The sequence below is a fragment of the Kitasatospora sp. NPDC093558 genome, assembly GCF_040683475.1.
GTDB lineage: Bacteria > Actinomycetota > Actinomycetes > Streptomycetales > Streptomycetaceae > Kitasatospora.
Map to the genome: position 1 here is coordinate 1 of NZ_JBFBDY010000124.1, position 16,112 is coordinate 16,112.

The window sequence follows — 16,112 nt, forward strand, 5'->3', positions numbered from 1 at the left end:
GGTGTCCCCGCAGCCGCATGCGGCGCGGCATGCCGTCGGTCGCCGAGATCTCGCACCACCCGTTCACGCTCGGCGGCCGGCCGCCGTCCAGGAGCACCTGGGCGTGGAGTGCCGCCAGGCCCGCCACGGCCGTGGCCAGTGCGGTGTCGCAGGCCGGGGTGCGCGCACGCCCCGGTCCTCCGTCCGCGAGCTGGGCCAGCACCCGTGGCCACGCCGCGTCCTCGTCCTCCCGCCGCAGCACCAGGCAGTGCCCGCAGGCCGACACCCCCGGCACCACCAGGGGCCCGACCACCCCGAACTCCTCCACCACTCCCACGTACAGGTGCGGCACCCCGGCCCGCAGCAACTGTCGCGCCTCGTACGCCCCGCCCGCGAACGCCCCGCTGCCGTCCCGCGGAGCGAGCACCACAAGATCGGGCGGCTCGTCGGCGGCCCGCCGCGGCGCCGGTGCCGGGCGCCGGCCCGAGGCCCGTTGGACCGCCTCCTTCGCGGCCGTCATGCGCAGCCGCCCGACGTCCGACGGCGGCACTCCCGCGGGCGAGCAGTCCCCGGGCCGGACGCGGCCGCCGTCCTTCACCGTGACGGCCCCCGCCCCGGCCGCCGCGAGCACCGCCGCCACGGCGGCTCCCACCCGCCCCGCGCCGCGGACCTCGATCCGGGCGTCCGCCCGCCGGGCCAGCACCGCGGGTGCCGCGCCCGGGCCGGAATGGACCAGGGAGAGCGAGGCGAGGTCCGGCCCGAGGAGCTCCCGGTGCGGCTGCGGGAACCGGGCGAGCGCGGCCTCGGACGCCTCCGCGTCGTCGAGGAGTCCGGCCTCCTCCAGTTCGGCGAGCAGCGCCTCGGCCGGGTCGCGGCCGAGTCCGACTTTCTCGCCGGCCGCCAGCAGCGCGGGCCGGTCCCGCGTGCCGTCGAGCAGGCCCAGGAAGTCGCACAGGGTCTTGTCGGCGTGTTCGACCACCCCCGCGTAGCGGCTGATGGTCCCGAACTGCAGGGTCTCGGAGCCGCGCCAGCTGCGGGACAGGGCGGGCTTGAGGGCGAGGCGCACGGCGATCTCCTTTCCGGTCGTTTTCGGACGGCTGTGAGGAGCTTGCCCGATCGGGGGGAGGGCGTGCGTCGGGTTATCCACAGGGACGGGCCCATGATCACATCATCGGTTCGCGGGCCTTGTGGATAACTGGGCATCGGCCCCGGCGTCGGTTTCCGGACACCCCTGGTCGGGCTTTCGGTCCCGATCACTCCACGAAAGATTTCGGCCATGACAGCGGACTTCTGTCAGGGGTACCGGGTAACGTCGTGTGCCATGGCAGCCGAGCGGGACTCCCATCCACCGGCGTCGCGTCGGCGTGCCCGTGCAGCGTCCGGGTCGCAAGTGGCGGCGCCGAGCTCGCGCGGGCGCCCGGACCAGCAGCCCAGGCCCGCGCAGCCGCAGCTCCAGGCGCAGCACCAGCCGTCCCCGCCCAAGCCCGCGGAGCCGCACGACCGCACGCGGGTCGAGGTGCGCCGCAGTGCCCGCCGCAGCCGTACCGTCTCGGCCTACCGCGAGGGCGATCGCACCGTCGTCCTGATCCCGGCGCGGATGTCGCACGCGGAGGAGCAGCGCTGGGTCGCGCAGATGCTGGAGAAGCTGGCCGCGCAGGAGAGCCGCCGGATTCCGGGGGACGATGCGCTGGAGGCGCGGGCCCGCGAGTTGTCGGCCGCCTATCTGGACGGCCGGGCGCAGCCGGCGCAGGTCCGCTGGGTGACGAACCAGAACTCGCGCTGGGGTTCGTGCACGCCGAGCGAGCGGACGATCCGGCTTTCGCACCGGCTGCAGGGCATGCCGGAGTACGTGCTGGACTACGTGTTGTTGCACGAGCTGGCGCACCTGCTGGTGCCGGATCACGGTCCGGGGTTCTGGGCGTTGCTGGAGGCTTATCCGCGGACGGAGCGGGCGCGCGGGTATTTGGAGGGTGTGGTGTCGGCGGCGCGGCTGCCGCACATTCCGGGGGCGCGGAGTTCGGACTCGGAGGCGGATCCGGCGCGTTCGTGCGGCTGATCGGCAGGGCGCGGCGCAGCGGGCCGCGGTGTCAGCGGTGCCGGAGGAATCGAACGTCGGGACGACGGAAGGGGGCGCGGGTCACATCGGCCCGCGCCCCCTTCCGTGTGTCGCACCTCAGCTCGTGAGCTGCCTCGCCCGCGCGACGAGGTCGCGCACCGAGTGGTCGGTCAGCTCGGGCAGGCGGTCGTAGTCGAACCAGCGCAGGTCGAGCGATTCCTCGCTGATCAGGGCCTGCGCGCCGGCCGGGGCCAGCGCGATGTACTGGACGTCCAGGTGGGTGTTCTCCGGCTGGTCCTTGCCGGTGCAGCGGACCTGGTGCCGGTCGAGCTTGGCCGGGGCGGGGCTGCCGTCGACGGAGAGCAGGGTGAGGTCGGGGATGCCGGATTCCTCGACGGCCTCGCGCAGCGCTGCCGACGCGAGGTCGGGGTCGCCGGGCTCGCAGTGGCCGCCCATCTGCAGCCACAGGCCGACCTTGGGGTGCAGGGTGAGTAGGACCCGCCCGGCCGCCGGGTCGACGACGGCCGCGCTCGCGGTGATGTGGGCGGGCAGGCAGGAGCGGTACAGGCCCTCGGGCTGCGCGGCCAGGTGCTCCAGGTAGTCCAGCCGCAGCTGTTCCTGGTCCTGGTCGGCGGGCCGCCACCGGGTCAGGGTGGCGACGGCGTCCGCGTGCAGGGCGGGCGCCGTCGTGTCGGTGGCGGTCATGCGGTGGGCTCGCCCTTTCCGTCGGTGTCGTCCTGCTCGGGGGCGGTCTTGGGGGCCTCGCCCTTCGTCAGGTCGGTGGCGCCGCCGGCCGCGGCCTCGCCGAGCAGCTTGTCGAGCGCGTCGAAGTCGATTCCGCCCTCCAGGTCGCCGCCCGCGCCGCGGTGCACGAAGGCGTCCGGGTCGTCGAGGTCGGCGGCGGTGGGCAGCATGTCCGGGTGCTCCCAGAGGGCGTCGCGGCCCTCGACGCCGCGCGCGTCGGCGAGCAGCGCCCAGAGCCGGGCGGCGTCGCGCAGGCGGCGCGGGCGCAGCTCGAGGCCGACGAGGGTGGCGAAGGTCTGCTCGGCGGGGCCGCCGGCGGCGCGGCGGCGGCGGACGGTCTCGCGCAGGGCGCCGGCCTGGGGCAGGTGGGGTTCGGCGGCGGTGTGGACGACGGCGTCGACCCAGCCCTCGACGAGGGCGAGCGCGGTCTCCAGGCGGGCGAGGGCGGCCTTCTGCTCGGGGGTGTCCTCGGGCTGGAGGAGGCCGCCGGCGAGGGCTTCCTGGAGCGCTTCGGGGTTGGTGGGGTCGAGCTGGCCGACGAGTTCCTCCATGCGGGAGGTGTCGACCTTGATGCCGCGCGCGTAGGCCTCGACGGCGCCGAGCAGGTGGGCGCGCAGCCACGGCACGTGGGCGAAGAGGCGCTGGTGGGCGGCTTCGCGCAGGGCGAGGTAGAGGCGGACCTCCTCGGCGGGGACGCTGAGGCCCTCGCCGAACTCGGCGACGTTCTGCGGCAGCAGGGCGGCCTTGCCGGCCGGGGCGAGGGGCAGGCCGACGTCGGTGGAGCCGACGACCTCGGCGGCGAGGGCGCCGAGGGCCTGGCCGATCTGGGTGCCGAACATGGCGCCGCCCATGGAGCGCATCATGCCCATGAGCGGGCCGGCCATGGCCTGCATCTCCTCGGGCAGGACGCCGCCCATGGCGGTGCCGACGCGTTCGGCGACGGGGTCGACGAGGTCCTTCCAGACCGGGAGGGTGGCCTCGATCCATTCGGCGCGGCTCCAGGCGACGGCGGTGCCGGCGCCGGAGGGGAACTCGGTGGCGCCGTCGAGCCAGAGGTCGGCGAGGCGGACGGCCTCGGCGACGGCGGAGTGCTCGGTGGCGCTGACCGAGCGGTCCTTGCTCTTGCCCTCGGCGGGCTCGGCGACGACGGTCTGGCGGGCGATGTTCTTGGCGAGGTCCCAGTTCACCGGGCCGCCCTCGAACGAGAGCATCTGCCCGAGCTGCTGGAACGCGGCGCCGAGGTCGTTGGGGTCGAGGCCGCCGAACATCGCCGCGAACGGGTTGTCGCCCGCGCCGGGGGCGCCCGGGGTGCCGGGGGCGCCGGGCATCCCGAACAGCGCGCCGAAGGGGTTGGCGCCGCCGAAGCCGAAGGGCTGGGGGCCGCTCTGGCCGGGGCTCTGGGCGCCCTGGTCCTTCTTCTTCTGCTCGTCGTCGGGCTTGGCCTTGCCGTCCTCGGGCTCCTCGGGCGGAACGCCGAATCCGAAGGGAAGGTCGCTCACGGGGTCCTCGATCCGGTCGGCCGTCATACGGGTGTGGCGGGAAAGTCTGCGGGTCCGGGGCGGGGGCGGAGTGGGGACTCGCGAGCGGCTCCAGCGCGGCGGGCCCGCGCCGGGTGCACCGCGGGGCCTTCGCCTCGGGCAGGATGGACGTACGTGACACACGTACGTACGCACATAAGCTAACCGTGGAGGATGGCCGGTGAGTTCCCCGCCCTCGGACGTTCGCTCTGGGCTGACCGGAGGCGAGGACGCCCCGGACACCACGGCGTCGCCGCCTCCAGCCTACGGCGGACGGCCGGTCGTCGTGGCCGTCACGGGGGCCGCGGGCGTGCTCGGTGAGCGGGTCGCGGCCCGCCTGGTGGCCTCGCCGCACGTGAAGAAGGTCCTCGCGGTGGACGACCGGCGCGGCGACGTGCCGGGCGTGCAGTGGCGGGTGCTGGACGTGCGGGATCCGGCGGTGGCCGAGCGGCTGGCCGGGGTCGACGTGGTGGTGCACCTGGCGATGGACTTCGGCATGGAGTCCGATCCGCGTGCCCGCAGCGCCTACAACGTGCGCGGCGCGCAGACCGTGCTGACCGCCGCGGCGGCGGCCGGGGTGCACCGGGTGGTGCTGTGCACGTCGGCGATGGTCTACGGCGCGCTCGCCGACAATGAGGTGCCGCTGGCCGAGGACTCCGAGCTGCGCGCGACGGAGGAGGCCTCGCTGGTCGGGGACCTCCTGGAGATCGAGCGCCTGGCCCGGCGGGCGCCGCGCGCCCACCCGGGGCTGCAGGTGACGGTGCTGCGTCCGGCCGTCGTGGTCGGACCCGGCGTGGACACGGTGCTGACCCGGCACTTCGAGGCGCCCCGGCTGCTGGTGGTGGCCGGTTCCCGGCCGTGCTGGCAGTTCTGCCACGTGGACGACCTGGCGACGGCGCTGGAGTACGCGGCGCTCGGCCTGGTCGAGGGCGAGGTGACGGTCGGCTGCGACGGCTGGCTGGAGCAGGAGGACGTGGAGCGGCTGTCCGGCATCCGCCGCATGGAGCTGCCGGCCTCGCTGGCGCTCGGCACCGCGGCCCGGCTGCACCGCCTGGGGCTGACCCCGGCGCCGGCCGGGGACCTGGCCTACACGATGTACCCGTGGGTGGTGTCGGGCAGCCGGCTGCACGAGGCGGGCTGGCGGCCGGCCTGGACGAACGAGCAAGTGCTGGCGGAGCTGCTGGCGCAGGTGGCGGGCAAGCACGCGGTGGCCGGGCGGCGCCTGGGCGGCAAGGAGGCGGCGACCAGCCTGGGCGCGGCCGGGGCGACGGTGGCGCTGGTGGGCACGGCGGCGCTGGTGCGGCGGGCGCGCAAGCGGCGCCGCTTCTGACGGAGTGTCGTACGGGACGTCCCGGAGCGCGGTGCGACTTCTCACGATGCGAAATTCCCGGATCGTGATGCGGAAGCCCCTTGCCCGGGACCACCCGGGATGGGCAATCATGGGGTCATGTCCGAGAACCACGACCCCATCCGCCTGCTCGCCGTCCGCGACACCCCGCTCTCCCTGGACGAGGTGTACGAGGCGGTGGGCGACGACGCGGCCGGCGGCACGACCGTCTTCGTCGGGACGGTCCGTGACCACGACGGCGGCAAGTCGGTGGCCGCGCTGGAGTACAGCTGCCACCCCACGGCCGAGCAGGAGATGCGCCGCATCGCCGAGAAGATCGTCGCGGACTTCCCGGTCCGCGCGCTCGCCGCGGTGCACCGCATCGGCCGGCTGGAGATCACCGACAAGGCCGTGATCGTCGCGGTCTCCTGCGCCCACCGGGGCGAGGCCTTCGCCGCCGCCCGCCGGCTGATCGACGACCTCAAGCACGAGGTGCCGATCTGGAAGCACCAGGTCTTCACCGACGGCGAGGAGGAGTGGGTGGGCGCCGGCAGCTGCTGAACCCGCACAGTCCCAGCGCGCGGAGCGTCAGGCGCGCCGCGGCCTCACCCGAACGGGTCCGGCCGGCGGCACCGGATACTCCCCGGCAGTGAGCCGATCGGCGCTCCCGTAACCCGGACGGCGGTGATCGCGTTGTCCGCCGGAGTGGTTAATCTGCTCATAGACACGACGAGCTGGGAGTACTGACATGGGTGCGCTCGCCTGGTTGATCATTCCGGTTGCCGCCGTCCTGCTCGCCGCCGTGTGGGCCGGCTGGGCCCAGCGGGCGCCGAGGGCCACGGGGGACCCGGCCTCACTCGCCGAGCACCGGCGCTTCATGGCCGCGATGGAACGCACGACCGCCGGCGCCGCCGGTTCCGGCGACCAGTCCGCCCGGTAGCCCGGGGGGCGCCGCGTCACCCGCGTCCCGTACTGTCGTGGCATGCCACGCCGCTCCGCGACGATGCTCGCCGCCACCCTGCTGCTCATAGCGCTGCTCTGCGTCTCGGTGCTGATGAAGGTGCCGTACACGGAGATGAGCCCGGGGCCGACGTACAACACGCTCGGCCAGCAGGGGGGCAAGCCGGTGATCACCATCACCGGGCACGACTCGTACCCGACCACCGGACACCTGAACATGACGACCGTGCAGGTCACCGGGGCCAAGTACGAGCCCAGCCTGGTCAACGCGGTGATCGGGTGGCTGCGCGACGACGTGATGGTGGTGCCGCACGACAACGTCTACCCGAAGGGGCAGACGGACGCGGACGCGAAGAAGCAGAACGCCGAGGAGTTCGCCTCCTCCGAGGACAGCGCCCGCACGGCGGCGCTCAAGCAGCTGGGCATCCCGGTCGGCAACGACCTGATCGTCAAGACGGTCACCGCGGGCGCGCCCGCCGAGGGCCGGCTGCACGCGGGCGACCAGATCGTCGCCGTCGACGGCACGGCGGTGACGACGACCGACCAGGTGGCCGCGGGCGTCACCAAGCACAAGCCGGGCGAGCAGGTGGTCTTCACCGTCGTCCCGCGGGTCAAGGACGCCGCGGGCAACGGCGCCGCGGACCCGGCGGCCCGCACCGACGTCACCGTCCCGACCGTGGCGGCCAGGGACCTCGACCCGAAGGCGCCGGCCGAGCGCGCCGGCCTCGCGGTGGTCGGCATCGGCACCGGGATCCGGCACACCTACCCGTTCCAGATCGACATCGGCCTGCAGGACGTGGGCGGGCCGAGCGCCGGCCTGATGTTCTCGCTCGGCATCATCGACAAGCTGACCCCGGGCGGCGACCTCACCGGCGGCAGGTTCGTCGCGGGCACCGGCACGATCGACGACGACGGCAAGGTCGGGCCGATCGGCGGGATATCGATGAAGATCATCGCCGCCCGGGACGCCGGCGCCGAGTACTTCCTCACCCCGTCCGCCAACTGCGCCGAGGCGAGCAAGAACGTCCCGTCCGGGCTGACCCTGGTCAAGACGGACACGCTGGACGGCGCGCTGAAGTCGCTGGACCAGATTCGCTCCGGCCAGGCCTCCGCGCTGCCGTCCTGCGCAGTGAAGTGAACCGCCCGGCCTGAGGCCCGAGGGCGGCTACGCGAAGGTCGCCAGCAGCGCCTCGGTCAGGCCGGGCACCAGGTCGGGGCCGGTCAGGACCTCGCGCGCGGTGTCCTTGGAGCGCAGCCGCAGCGCGATCTCCTTCTTGCCGTCGCGCAGCACCGCGGCGGTGATGCGCACCTCCTCGCGCTTGGGGTGGTTGGCCACCCACTCGGCGAGCTGGGCGTCGCTGGCGTTGCGCGGGCGGCTCTGCTCGGCGCCCGGCGGCAGCATGAGGCGCTCGACGACCAGGGCGCAGCCGGCGACGGCGTCGGGCCAGGCGATGGTGCCGAGGAACTTGTCGAGGGGGGTGCCGGCCGGGATCTCGTCCTGTTCGACGGGGGTGAGGCCGGCCGCGTCCTCGTCGGTGAGGCCGAGCTGCTTGGCGACCCGGGGGTCGGCCTTGCGCAGGGCGGCGCTGTCGACGAGGGCGAAGAGGCGGGCGGGCAGGTCCCAGCCGAGGGTGGCGGCGTACTCGTCGATCTCCAGGGCGGCGCGGGTGAGGGGGGTGGCCGCGGGGAGGGTGGAGACGTCGTCGGGGGAGTCGGGCTGGGGTGTGGTGGCGTCGGACATGTCTCAATCCTCACACGCCGGGTGGGGCCTGCCGCGCCGGGCGGTGCCGGTGGTGCGGGGGAGCTGCGTCGTAACCGTCTGCTAACGGTGGGAACTCGGCCCGAGCCTGGTTAAGTTGCTCTGAAGACCGACCGACTCCAGACGACACAGCTGAGGTGCCACCGTGGTATTCCAGATGCCGGAACGCTCAGGGCCGGGTTTCCGGCGCAGGGTAGGCCCGCCCTCCCGGCGGGCGCGGGTGGCCCTGCTGACCCTGGGCGTGCTCGCGGTGCTGTTCCTGCTGTTCGTCATGTTCGCCGGGTTCTGGACGGACTGGCTGTGGTTCAGGTCGGTCCACTACGCGTCGGTGTTCACCACCCAGCTGTGGACGAAGGTCGGCCTGTTCGCGGTGTTCGGGCTGCTGATGGCGGTGATCGTCGGCTTCAACGTGTGGCTGGCGCACCGGCTGCGCCCGCCGCTGTCGGCGATGTCGGTGGAGCAGCAGAGCCTGGACCGGTACCGGGCGGGGCTGGCGCCGTTCAAGCGCTGGGTGCTGATCGGCGTGTCGCTGGTGATCGGCCTGGTGGCGGGTGCGGCGGCGTCCGGGCAGTGGCGCACGTGGCTGATGTGGACGAACGCGACGCCGTTCGGGGAGAAGGACGCGCAGTTCGGCATGGACGTGTCGTTCTACGCGTTCGACCTGCCGTTCTACGAGTTCGTGCTGGGTTTCGCGTTCAGCGCGGTGATCGTGTCGCTGCTGACGTCGGTGCTGGTGCACTACCTGTACGGGGGGCTGCGGCTGCAGGGGCCCGGCCGGCGGGCGAGTGCGGGGGCGCAGGGGCACCTGGCGGTGCTGCTGGGCGTGTTCGTGCTGCTGAAGGCGGTGGCGTACTGGCTGGACCGGTACGCGCTGGCGGTCAAGACCGGCTCGTACAAGGGTGTTTCGGGCTGGACGGGCCTGCGGTACGTGGACGCGAACGCGTTCCTGCCGGCGAAGACGATCCTGTTCTTCGTGGCGATCATCTGCGCGGTGCTGTTCTTCCTGACGCCGATCCGGCGCACGTGGGCGCCGGCGCTGATCGGTCTGGGGCTGATGGTGCTGTCGGCGGTGCTGATCGGCGGGGTGTACCCGGCGATCGTGCAGCAGTTCCAGGTCAAGCCGAACGAGCAGGCCAAGGAGACGCCGTACATCCAGAAGAACATCGACGCGACGCGGCGGGCGTACGGGATCGCCGACGCGCAGACGTCGCAGTACAACCCGCAGGGGTCGACGACGGCGGAGGCGCTGAAGCCGGACGCGCAGACGATCGCGGACATCCGTCTGCTGGACCCGAACATCGTGTCGCCGACGTTCCAGTCGATCGAGCAGCAGCGCAACTACTACGCGTTCCCGAACACGCTGGACGTGGACCGCTACGGCGCGGGCGCGGACAAGCAGGACACCGTGATCGGCCTGCGCGAGCTGGACCTGAACGGCGTGCAGCGCAACTGGATCAACGACCACTTCAAGTACACGCACGGCTACGGCGCGGTGGTCGCCAAGGGCAACCAGGTCAACGACAAGGGCCAGCCGGTGTTCACCGAGTCGGGCCTGCCGGCGACCGGGGCGCTCGGCGACTACGAGCAGCGGATCTACTACGGCGAGAAGACGACGACGTACTCGATCGTCGGCGGCTCGAACCAGGAGATCGACTACACGACCGAGACCGGCGAGAACAAGCAGTACCGGTACACCGGCAGCAGCGGCGTCTCGCTGGACAACCCGCTGACCCGGGCCGCGTACGCGGTGCGCTTCGCGGAGCCGCAGATCCTGTACGCGGGGGCGATCACCGACGGCGCGAAGGTGATCTACAACCGGACGCCGAAGGAGCGGGTGGAGAAGGTCGCGCCGTGGCTGTCGATCGACGCCGACCCGTACCCGGTGGTGCAGGACGGCCGGGTGGTGTGGGTGCTGGACGGCTATACGACGTCCAACGGCTACCCGTTCGCGTCGAAGACGACGCTGGGCACGGCGACGAAGGACTCGCTGACCAACCAGCGCGGCGAGCTGCTGACGGTCGCCAACCAGGTCAACTACATCCGCAACTCGGTCAAGGCCACGGTCGACGCGTACACCGGCGAGGTGAGGCTCTACCAGTGGGACGAGAACGACCCGGTGCTGAAGACGTGGATGAAGGCGTTCCCGGACACGGTCGGGCCGAAGGCGGACATCCCGGCGTCGCTGCTGCCGCACCTGCGCTACCCGCAGGACATGTTCAAGGTGCAGCGCGACCTGCTCGGCCAGTACCACGTGACGGACGCCAACTCGTTCTTCAACGGCAGTGACATCTGGCAGGTCCCGGTGGACCCGACGAGCGACACCAAGCAGGTGCAGCCGCCGTACTACCTGACGCTGCGGATGCCCGACCCGGAGGTCACGGCGGCGAGCTTCTCGCTGACGACGACGTTCGTGCCCAACGGCCGCGACAACCTGGCGGCGTTCATGGCGGTCGACGCCGATCCCGGACCGGACTACGGGAAGATCCGCATCCTCAAGGTGCCGGGGGACAGCAAGACGCTCGGCCCGAACCTGGTGCAGTCGCAGTTCAACTCCCGCCCTGAGGTGGCCCAGCAGATCACGCTGCTGAAGAGCGGCGGCGACTCGGACCTGGAGTACGGGAACCTGCTGACGCTGCCGGTCGGCGGCGGGCTGCTCAACGTCGAGCCGGTGTACGTGCGCGGGCGCGGCGCCAAGTACCCGACGCTGCAGAAGGTCCTGGTGGTGTACGGGAACGACAACGTGGCGTTCGAGAACACGCTGGAGGAGGCGCTGCGCAAGGTGTTCGCGGGAGCCGCGCCGGCGACGACGCCGACGGCGCCGAGCACGCCGGGCCAGCCGGCGAACCCGGGCACGCCGACGAGCCCGTCGACGCCCACGCCGGCGCCGGGCGGGACGATCTCGCCGGAGCTGCAGAAGGCGCTGTCGGACGCGGAGAAGGCGTACAACGACAGCCAGGCGGCGTTCAAGAACGGCGACTGGGTGGCGTACGGCAACGCGCAGAAGGCGCTGGGCGACGCGCTGAAGGCCGCCGACGCGGCCCGCGGCGGCGCCGCGGCGCCGGCCCCGGGCGGGAGCCCGGCCGCGACGCCGGGCGGCTCACCGAGCCCGAAGCCGTGAGCCGCTGAGGCGCTGAGCCGCTGAGCTGCGGCAACCGATTTCGGTTCCGCCCCGCGTCCGTGCTACTGTTGAGTCACCGACGCGGGGTGGAGCAGCTCGGTAGCTCGCTGGGCTCATAACCCAGAGGTCGCAGGTTCAAATCCTGTCCCCGCTACTCAGTAGTGACAGAGGCCCGGAGGATTCGTCCTCCGGGCCTCTGGCGTTTTCGCCCGGAAGCGGCCGGGACCGCTCCGGTACTATCGACCGTCGCCAACGATGACGGCACCGGGTTTGTGGGGTTGATGTGTCGGGAAATCGACAAAGCGCCGAAGCAATTTCGTCGGCTTCGGGGCTGCCCCGCCCGAATTCGGCCGGGGCAGGTGTACGCGGGTTGCGGGTGGTGCGACGATGGGACACATGGGGGACGGTGCACGGCTGCTGACCAGCCGTCGGGTCCGGCGCTTCCCCTGGAGGACCCCCCGGCCGGTGGCTGGGGGAGGATGCCGCGACACTCTGGGGGAGCGGGAGTCCGGATGAGGCTGATCGGCAAGAACGGGCCAGGCGCCAGGTCCGCGGCCACCGAGGCGGACACCGACGCCTGGGCGGAGAGCCCCGAGAGCCGTCCCGGCGCCCTGCCCGCCCAGCGCACCGGCGGCCTCGCCGAGCGCCGCCCCGCGGCCGGCTGCGGCCCCGACAGCCTCGTCCACGTGCCCACCCGTCAGTTCACCTCCGCCGTCGGCCCGTACGGCGAACCCGCCGAGGGCCCGGCCGGCGCCCACGGCGGCGCCCTCGACCCCGCGGGCCTGGACACCACCAGCTTCGAGACCGCGCTGGCCGCCCGCGAGCAGGCCGCGCTGGAGGCCAGGCACCGCCGCGCCGCCGAGGAGGGCGACCCGGACGCCGCCTCCCGGCTCGGCACGCTGCTGCTGCGCCGCGGCGAACTGGAGGACGCCGAGCCGTTCCTGCGCACCGCCGCGGCCGCCGGGGTCCGCGCCGCCTCCAACAACCTGGGCGTGCTGCTGCACCAGCAGGGCCACCGCGCCGAGGCCGCCCAGTGGTGGCGCCAGGCCGCCGTCGCCGGCAGCGCCCCCGCCGCCCACGCGCTCGGGCTCCAGCTGCGCGACCAGGGCGAGGAGGAGGCCGCCGAGTACTGGCTGCACTTCGCCGCCGACCACGGCCACCCCCTCGGCGCCTACGCGCTCGGCGACCTGATGGAGCACCGGCGCGACGTCCGCGCCGAGCGCTGGTTCAAGGTGTCCGCCGACGCCGGCCACCGCGAGGCCGCCTACCGGCTGGCCCGGATGCGCGAGGCCGCCGGCGACAAGGACACCGCCGAGACCTGGTACCGCACCGCCGCCGCCCGCAGCCACGCCCGGGCCGCGCTGCGCCTCGGCGTGCTGCTGGAGGAGCGCGCCGGGGCCGACCAGGCGCTGCTGGACGAGGCCGCCCGCTGGTACCGGCAGTCCGCGCAGAACGGCGAGCCCCGGGCCGCGTGCGCGCTCGGCTTCCTGCTGCGCGACTCCGGGGACGTCGCGGCCGCCGCCGAGTGGTGGCAGGAGGCCGCCGAGGCCGGCGACGGCAACGCCGCAAACGCGCTCGGCGCGCTGCACGCGAGCCGCGGCGAGGCCAAGGAGGCCGAGCACTGGTACCGCTGCGCGCTGGAGGCCGGCGACCACAACGGCGCCTTCAACCTCGGGCTGCTGTGCGCCGGCACCGGCCGGGAGAAGCAGGCCGAGCAGTGGTACCGCCGGGCCGCGTACGCCGGGCACCGCGAGGCGTGCAACGCGCTGGCCGTGGTGCTGCTCCAGCGCGGCGACGAGTCCGGCGCCGAGCCGTGGTTCTCCAAGGCGGCCGAGGCCGGCAGCGTCGACGGCGCGTTCAACCTCGGCGTGCTGCACGCCGGGCGCGGCGAGCACCGGCAGGCGCAGGAGTGGTACGCGCGCGCCGCGGCCGAGGGCCACGGCGAGGCGGCGCTGCAGCTGGCGGTCGTCCAGGAGCAGCGCGGCAACCTGGCGGGCGCGCTGGAGCGCTACCGGCAGGCGGCGGCGGGCGGTTCGGCGGAGGGCGCGTTCCGCCTCGCGTCGGTGCTGGACCGGCGGGGCGACGCGGACGCGGAGGCCGAGCACTGGTACGCGGTCGCGGCGGACGCCGGGCACCGGCGGGCGCAGGTGCGGATGGGCGTGCGGGCGGCCGAGCGCGGTGCGCTGGAGATCGCCGAGAGCTGGTACCGGCGGGCGGCGGAGGCCGGGAGCCGCAGTGCGGCGTTCAACCTGGGGCTGCTGCTGGCCCGGCAGGACAGCGAGGCCGAGGCGATGCTCTGGTACACCCGGGCGGCGGACGCCGGGCACGGACGGGCGGCGCTGCGCCTCGCGCTGCTGGCGCTGCGCCGGGGGGAGCCGGTGCAGGCGGAGAACTGGTGCCGCCGGGCGGCCGACTACGGTCCGGCCGAGGTGGCGGAGCGGGCGGGGCGTCTGCTGGGGGCGCTGCACGCGGAGCTGAGCGCGTAGCGCTGAGCGGGCCGCTCAGGGGGCCGGTGCGTCCGTACAGTCCGGACAGAGCCCGCGGTAGGTGATCTCGGCGCGGGACAGGACGAAGCCGAAGCGCTCGGTGGCGGGCAGCGCGGCGAGCGGGTCGCCGTGCGGGTGGACGTCGCGGATCGCGCCGCAGCCCGAGCAGACCAGGTGCTGGTGGGCGTGGCGGGCGTTGGGGTCGTAGCGCTTGGCGCGCCCGTCGGTGGCGACCTCCAGGACCTCGCCGAGGGCGACGAGTTCGCCGAGCGTGTTGTAGACGGTCGCGCGGCTGATCTCGGGCAGGTGGCGCGCGGCGCGGGCGTGCACCTCGTCGGCGGTGAGGTGGACGTGCTCGCCGTCGAGGACCTCGGCCACGACCCGGCGCTGCGAGGTCAGGCGCCACCCACGTCCGCGAAGTCGTTCCAGCAGGTCACTCATGCGCACCAGAGTAAGTCACGCTCTGAGATTGGTGCCAGTATTGACTTGGACAAAGTCCAAGTTAGGATCGAGTCGTCACCACGACCGGATCACGCGGAGGCTTCTCACATGACGACCCAGGACGAGCTGCGCCCCACCCTCACGACGGAGGCCGGCGCCCCCGTCGCCGACAACCAGAACACCGAGACGGCGGGTGTCGGCGGCCCGGCGCTCATCCAGGACCAGCAGCTGTTCGAGAAGCTCGCGCACTTCAACCGCGAGCGGATCCCGGAGCGCGTGGTGCACGCCCGCGGCGCCGCGGCCTACGGCACGTTCACGGTCACGGCCGACGTGACGCCCTACACCCGGGCCGGCTTCCTCGCCGAGATCGGCAAGCAGACCGAGGTCTTCCTGCGCTTCTCCACCGTCGCGGGCAACCTCGGCTCCGCCGACGCGGTGCGCGACCCGCGCGGCTTCGCGCTGAAGTTCTACACCGAGGAGGGCAACTACGACCTCGTCGGCAACAACACCCCCGTGTTCTTCATCAAGGACGCGACCAAGTTCCCCGACTTCATCCACACCCAGAAGCGCGACCCGTACACCGGCTCGCAGGAGGCGGACAACGTCTGGGACTTCTGGGGCCTGTCGCCCGAATCGACCCACCAGGTGACCTGGCTGTTCGGCGACCGCGGCATCCCCGCCTCCTACCGCCACCTCAACGGCTACGGCTCGCACACCTTCCAGTGGCAGAACGAGGCCGGCGAGCACTTCTGGGTCAAGTACCACTTCAAGACCGACCAGGGCATCCGCAACCTCACCCAGGACGAGGCCAACCGCCTCGCCGGCGAGGACCCGGACAGCCACCAGCGCGACCTGCGCGAGGCCATCGAGCGCGGCGAGTTCCCGAGCTGGACCGTGCAGGTCCAGATCATGCCGGCGGCCGACGCGGCGAACTACCGCTTCAACCCCTTCGACCTGACCAAGGTGTGGCCGCACGCGGACTACCCGCCGGTCGAGATCGGCAAGCTGGAGCTCAACCGCAACCCCGACAACGTCTTCGCCGAGGTCGAGCAGTCGATCTTCTCCCCGGGCCACTTCGTGCCCGGCATCGGCCCGTCGCCCGACAAGATGCTCCAGGGCCGCCTGTTCGCGTACGCGGACGCCCACCGCTACCGCGTCGGCATCAACGCCGACCACCTGCCGGTGAACCGCCCGCACGCCACCACCGCGCGCACCAACAGCCGCGACGGCCACCTGTACGACGGCCGCCACGGCCGCCAGAAGAACTACGAGCCGAACAGCTTCGGCGGCCCGGTCGAGACCGGCCGTCCGCTGTGGGCCGCGACCGCCGTCACCGGCGCGACCGGCAACCACGCGGCGCCCTCGCACGCCGAGGACGACGACTTCGTGCAGGCCGGCAACCTCTACCGCCTCTACTCCGAGGACGAGAAGCAGCGCCTGATCGCGGGCCTGGCCGGCTTCATCGCCAAGGTCTCCGAGGACCGCGAGGACATCGTGGAGCGCGCGGTCGACAACTTCCGCAAGGCCGACGCCGATTACGGGCACCGGCTGGAGACGGCCGTCCGGGAGCTGCGCAAGAAGTAGGCGCGTCCCGGACGGCCCCCGAACCGGAGGTCACAGAGCAGCGGGCCCCTCGACCAGCTCCCACAGGTCGGGGGGCCCGCCACCATATGCGGGGACGGGTCAGAAGCGCAGCCGGCGCCGCGTCTCCTCGTGCAGGAGGCC

At 73.2% G+C, this 16,112-nt stretch carries 13 protein-coding genes and 1 tRNA gene; 9 read left to right on the forward strand and 5 right to left on the reverse strand.

The genetic code is table 11. The features are described from left to right. Nucleotides 1-1,045 (reverse strand): ThiF family adenylyltransferase (locus tag AB0O00_RS15105; RefSeq protein ID WP_363651824.1); only part of this gene is annotated, 1,045 nt, incomplete at its 3' end. Between the two features lie 324 nt (nt 1,046-1,369). Here AB0O00_RS15105 and AB0O00_RS15110 point away from each other — a divergent pair. After that, nucleotides 1,370-2,035 (forward strand): M48 family metallopeptidase, encoded by a 666-nt coding sequence (locus AB0O00_RS15110; protein ID WP_363651844.1) that lies wholly within the window; start codon nt 1,370-1,372, stop codon nt 2,033-2,035. Between the two features lie 117 nt (nt 2,036-2,152). Here the strand turns inward: AB0O00_RS15110 and AB0O00_RS15115 are convergent, their stop codons facing one another. Together AB0O00_RS15115 and AB0O00_RS15120 are read right to left on the reverse strand one after the other, a co-directional pair. After that, nucleotides 2,153-2,740 carry an NUDIX hydrolase gene (locus tag AB0O00_RS15115; RefSeq protein WP_363651826.1) on the reverse strand — a complete coding sequence of 196 codons (588 nt, stop codon included), beginning with the start codon at nt 2,738-2,740 and terminating at the stop codon, nt 2,153-2,155. Next, on the reverse strand, nt 2,737-4,278 hold the full coding sequence (locus AB0O00_RS15120) for a zinc-dependent metalloprotease (RefSeq protein WP_363651827.1): 1,542 nt from the start codon (nt 4,276-4,278) through the stop codon (nt 2,737-2,739). Before AB0O00_RS15120 ends, AB0O00_RS15115 begins: the two co-directional genes overlap by 4 nt. A gap of 304 nt (nt 4,279-4,582) precedes the next feature. On the opposite strand from AB0O00_RS15120, the gene AB0O00_RS15125 reads away from it, so the two are divergent. From AB0O00_RS15125 to AB0O00_RS15140, 4 genes are all read left to right on the forward strand, one after another. Then, on the forward strand, nt 4,583-5,626 hold the full coding sequence (locus AB0O00_RS15125; RefSeq protein ID WP_363651845.1) for an NAD-dependent epimerase/dehydratase family protein: 1,044 nt from the start codon (nt 4,583-4,585) through the stop codon (nt 5,624-5,626). Between the two features lie 117 nt (nt 5,627-5,743). Beyond that, entirely contained in the window at nt 5,744-6,184 is a 441-nt protein-coding gene (locus tag AB0O00_RS15130; protein ID WP_363651829.1) for a molybdenum cofactor biosynthesis protein MoaE, read from the forward strand. Nucleotides 6,185-6,389: 205 nt separating this feature from the next. Beyond that, nucleotides 6,390-6,563 carry a hypothetical protein gene (locus tag AB0O00_RS15135; protein WP_363651831.1) on the forward strand — a complete coding sequence of 58 codons (174 nt, stop codon included), beginning with the start codon at nt 6,390-6,392 and terminating at the stop codon, nt 6,561-6,563. A 42-nt stretch (nt 6,564-6,605) separates the two neighbouring features. Further along, nucleotides 6,606-7,721 (forward strand): PDZ domain-containing protein, encoded by a 1,116-nt coding sequence (locus AB0O00_RS15140; protein WP_363651833.1) that lies wholly within the window; start codon nt 6,606-6,608, stop codon nt 7,719-7,721. Nucleotides 7,722-7,748: 27 nt separating this feature from the next. Here AB0O00_RS15140 and AB0O00_RS15145 read toward each other — a convergent pair whose 3' ends face one another. Beyond that, nucleotides 7,749-8,324 carry a PPA1309 family protein gene (locus AB0O00_RS15145; protein ID WP_363651835.1) on the reverse strand — a complete coding sequence of 192 codons (576 nt, stop codon included), beginning with the start codon at nt 8,322-8,324 and terminating at the stop codon, nt 7,749-7,751. Between the two features lie 175 nt (nt 8,325-8,499). Here AB0O00_RS15145 and AB0O00_RS15150 point away from each other — a divergent pair, with 175 nt between their 5' ends. From AB0O00_RS15150 to AB0O00_RS15160, 3 genes are all read left to right on the forward strand, one after another. Next, the gene (locus AB0O00_RS15150; RefSeq protein WP_363651837.1) at nt 8,500-11,460 is read left to right on the forward strand and encodes a UPF0182 family protein; all 2,961 of its coding nucleotides are present in this window, start codon (nt 8,500-8,502) and stop codon (nt 11,458-11,460) included. An 80-nt stretch (nt 11,461-11,540) separates the two neighbouring features. Next, nucleotides 11,541-11,614 (forward strand) — tRNA-Met (locus AB0O00_RS15155). A gap of 358 nt (nt 11,615-11,972) precedes the next feature. Continuing rightward, nucleotides 11,973-13,946 (forward strand): tetratricopeptide repeat protein, encoded by a 1,974-nt coding sequence (locus AB0O00_RS15160; protein WP_363651839.1) that lies wholly within the window; start codon nt 11,973-11,975, stop codon nt 13,944-13,946. A 15-nt stretch (nt 13,947-13,961) separates the two neighbouring features. Here the strand turns inward: AB0O00_RS15160 and AB0O00_RS15165 are convergent, their stop codons facing one another. Further along, complete coding sequence (locus AB0O00_RS15165; protein WP_363651841.1) at nt 13,962-14,387, reverse strand: Fur family transcriptional regulator; 426 nt, start codon at nt 14,385-14,387, stop codon at nt 13,962-13,964. A gap of 108 nt (nt 14,388-14,495) precedes the next feature. Here AB0O00_RS15165 and AB0O00_RS15170 point away from each other — a divergent pair, with 108 nt between their 5' ends. Next, the gene (locus AB0O00_RS15170; RefSeq protein WP_363651842.1) at nt 14,496-15,971 is read left to right on the forward strand and encodes a catalase; all 1,476 of its coding nucleotides are present in this window, start codon (nt 14,496-14,498) and stop codon (nt 15,969-15,971) included. Nucleotides 15,972-16,112: the final 141 nt, after the last annotated feature.

Bases quoted from the DNA above. Each gene is read 5' to 3' on its own strand.
- AB0O00_RS15115 (WP_363651826.1), bottom strand. From the start codon at position 2,740: ATGACCGCCACCGACACGACGGCGCCCGCCCTGCACGCGGACGCCGTC.
- AB0O00_RS15130 (WP_363651829.1), top strand. From the start codon at position 5,744: ATGTCCGAGAACCACGACCCCATCCGCCTGCTCGCCGTCCGCGACACC.
- AB0O00_RS15140 (WP_363651833.1), top strand. From the start codon at position 6,606: ATGCCACGCCGCTCCGCGACGATGCTCGCCGCCACCCTGCTGCTCATA.
- AB0O00_RS15145 (WP_363651835.1), bottom strand. From the start codon at position 8,324: ATGTCCGACGCCACCACACCCCAGCCCGACTCCCCCGACGACGTCTCC.
- AB0O00_RS15150 (WP_363651837.1), top strand. From the start codon at position 8,500: ATGCCGGAACGCTCAGGGCCGGGTTTCCGGCGCAGGGTAGGCCCGCCC.
- AB0O00_RS15160 (WP_363651839.1), top strand. From the start codon at position 11,973: ATGAGGCTGATCGGCAAGAACGGGCCAGGCGCCAGGTCCGCGGCCACC.
- AB0O00_RS15165 (WP_363651841.1), bottom strand. From the start codon at position 14,387: ATGAGTGACCTGCTGGAACGACTTCGCGGACGTGGGTGGCGCCTGACC.
- AB0O00_RS15170 (WP_363651842.1), top strand. From the start codon at position 14,496: ATGACGACCCAGGACGAGCTGCGCCCCACCCTCACGACGGAGGCCGGC.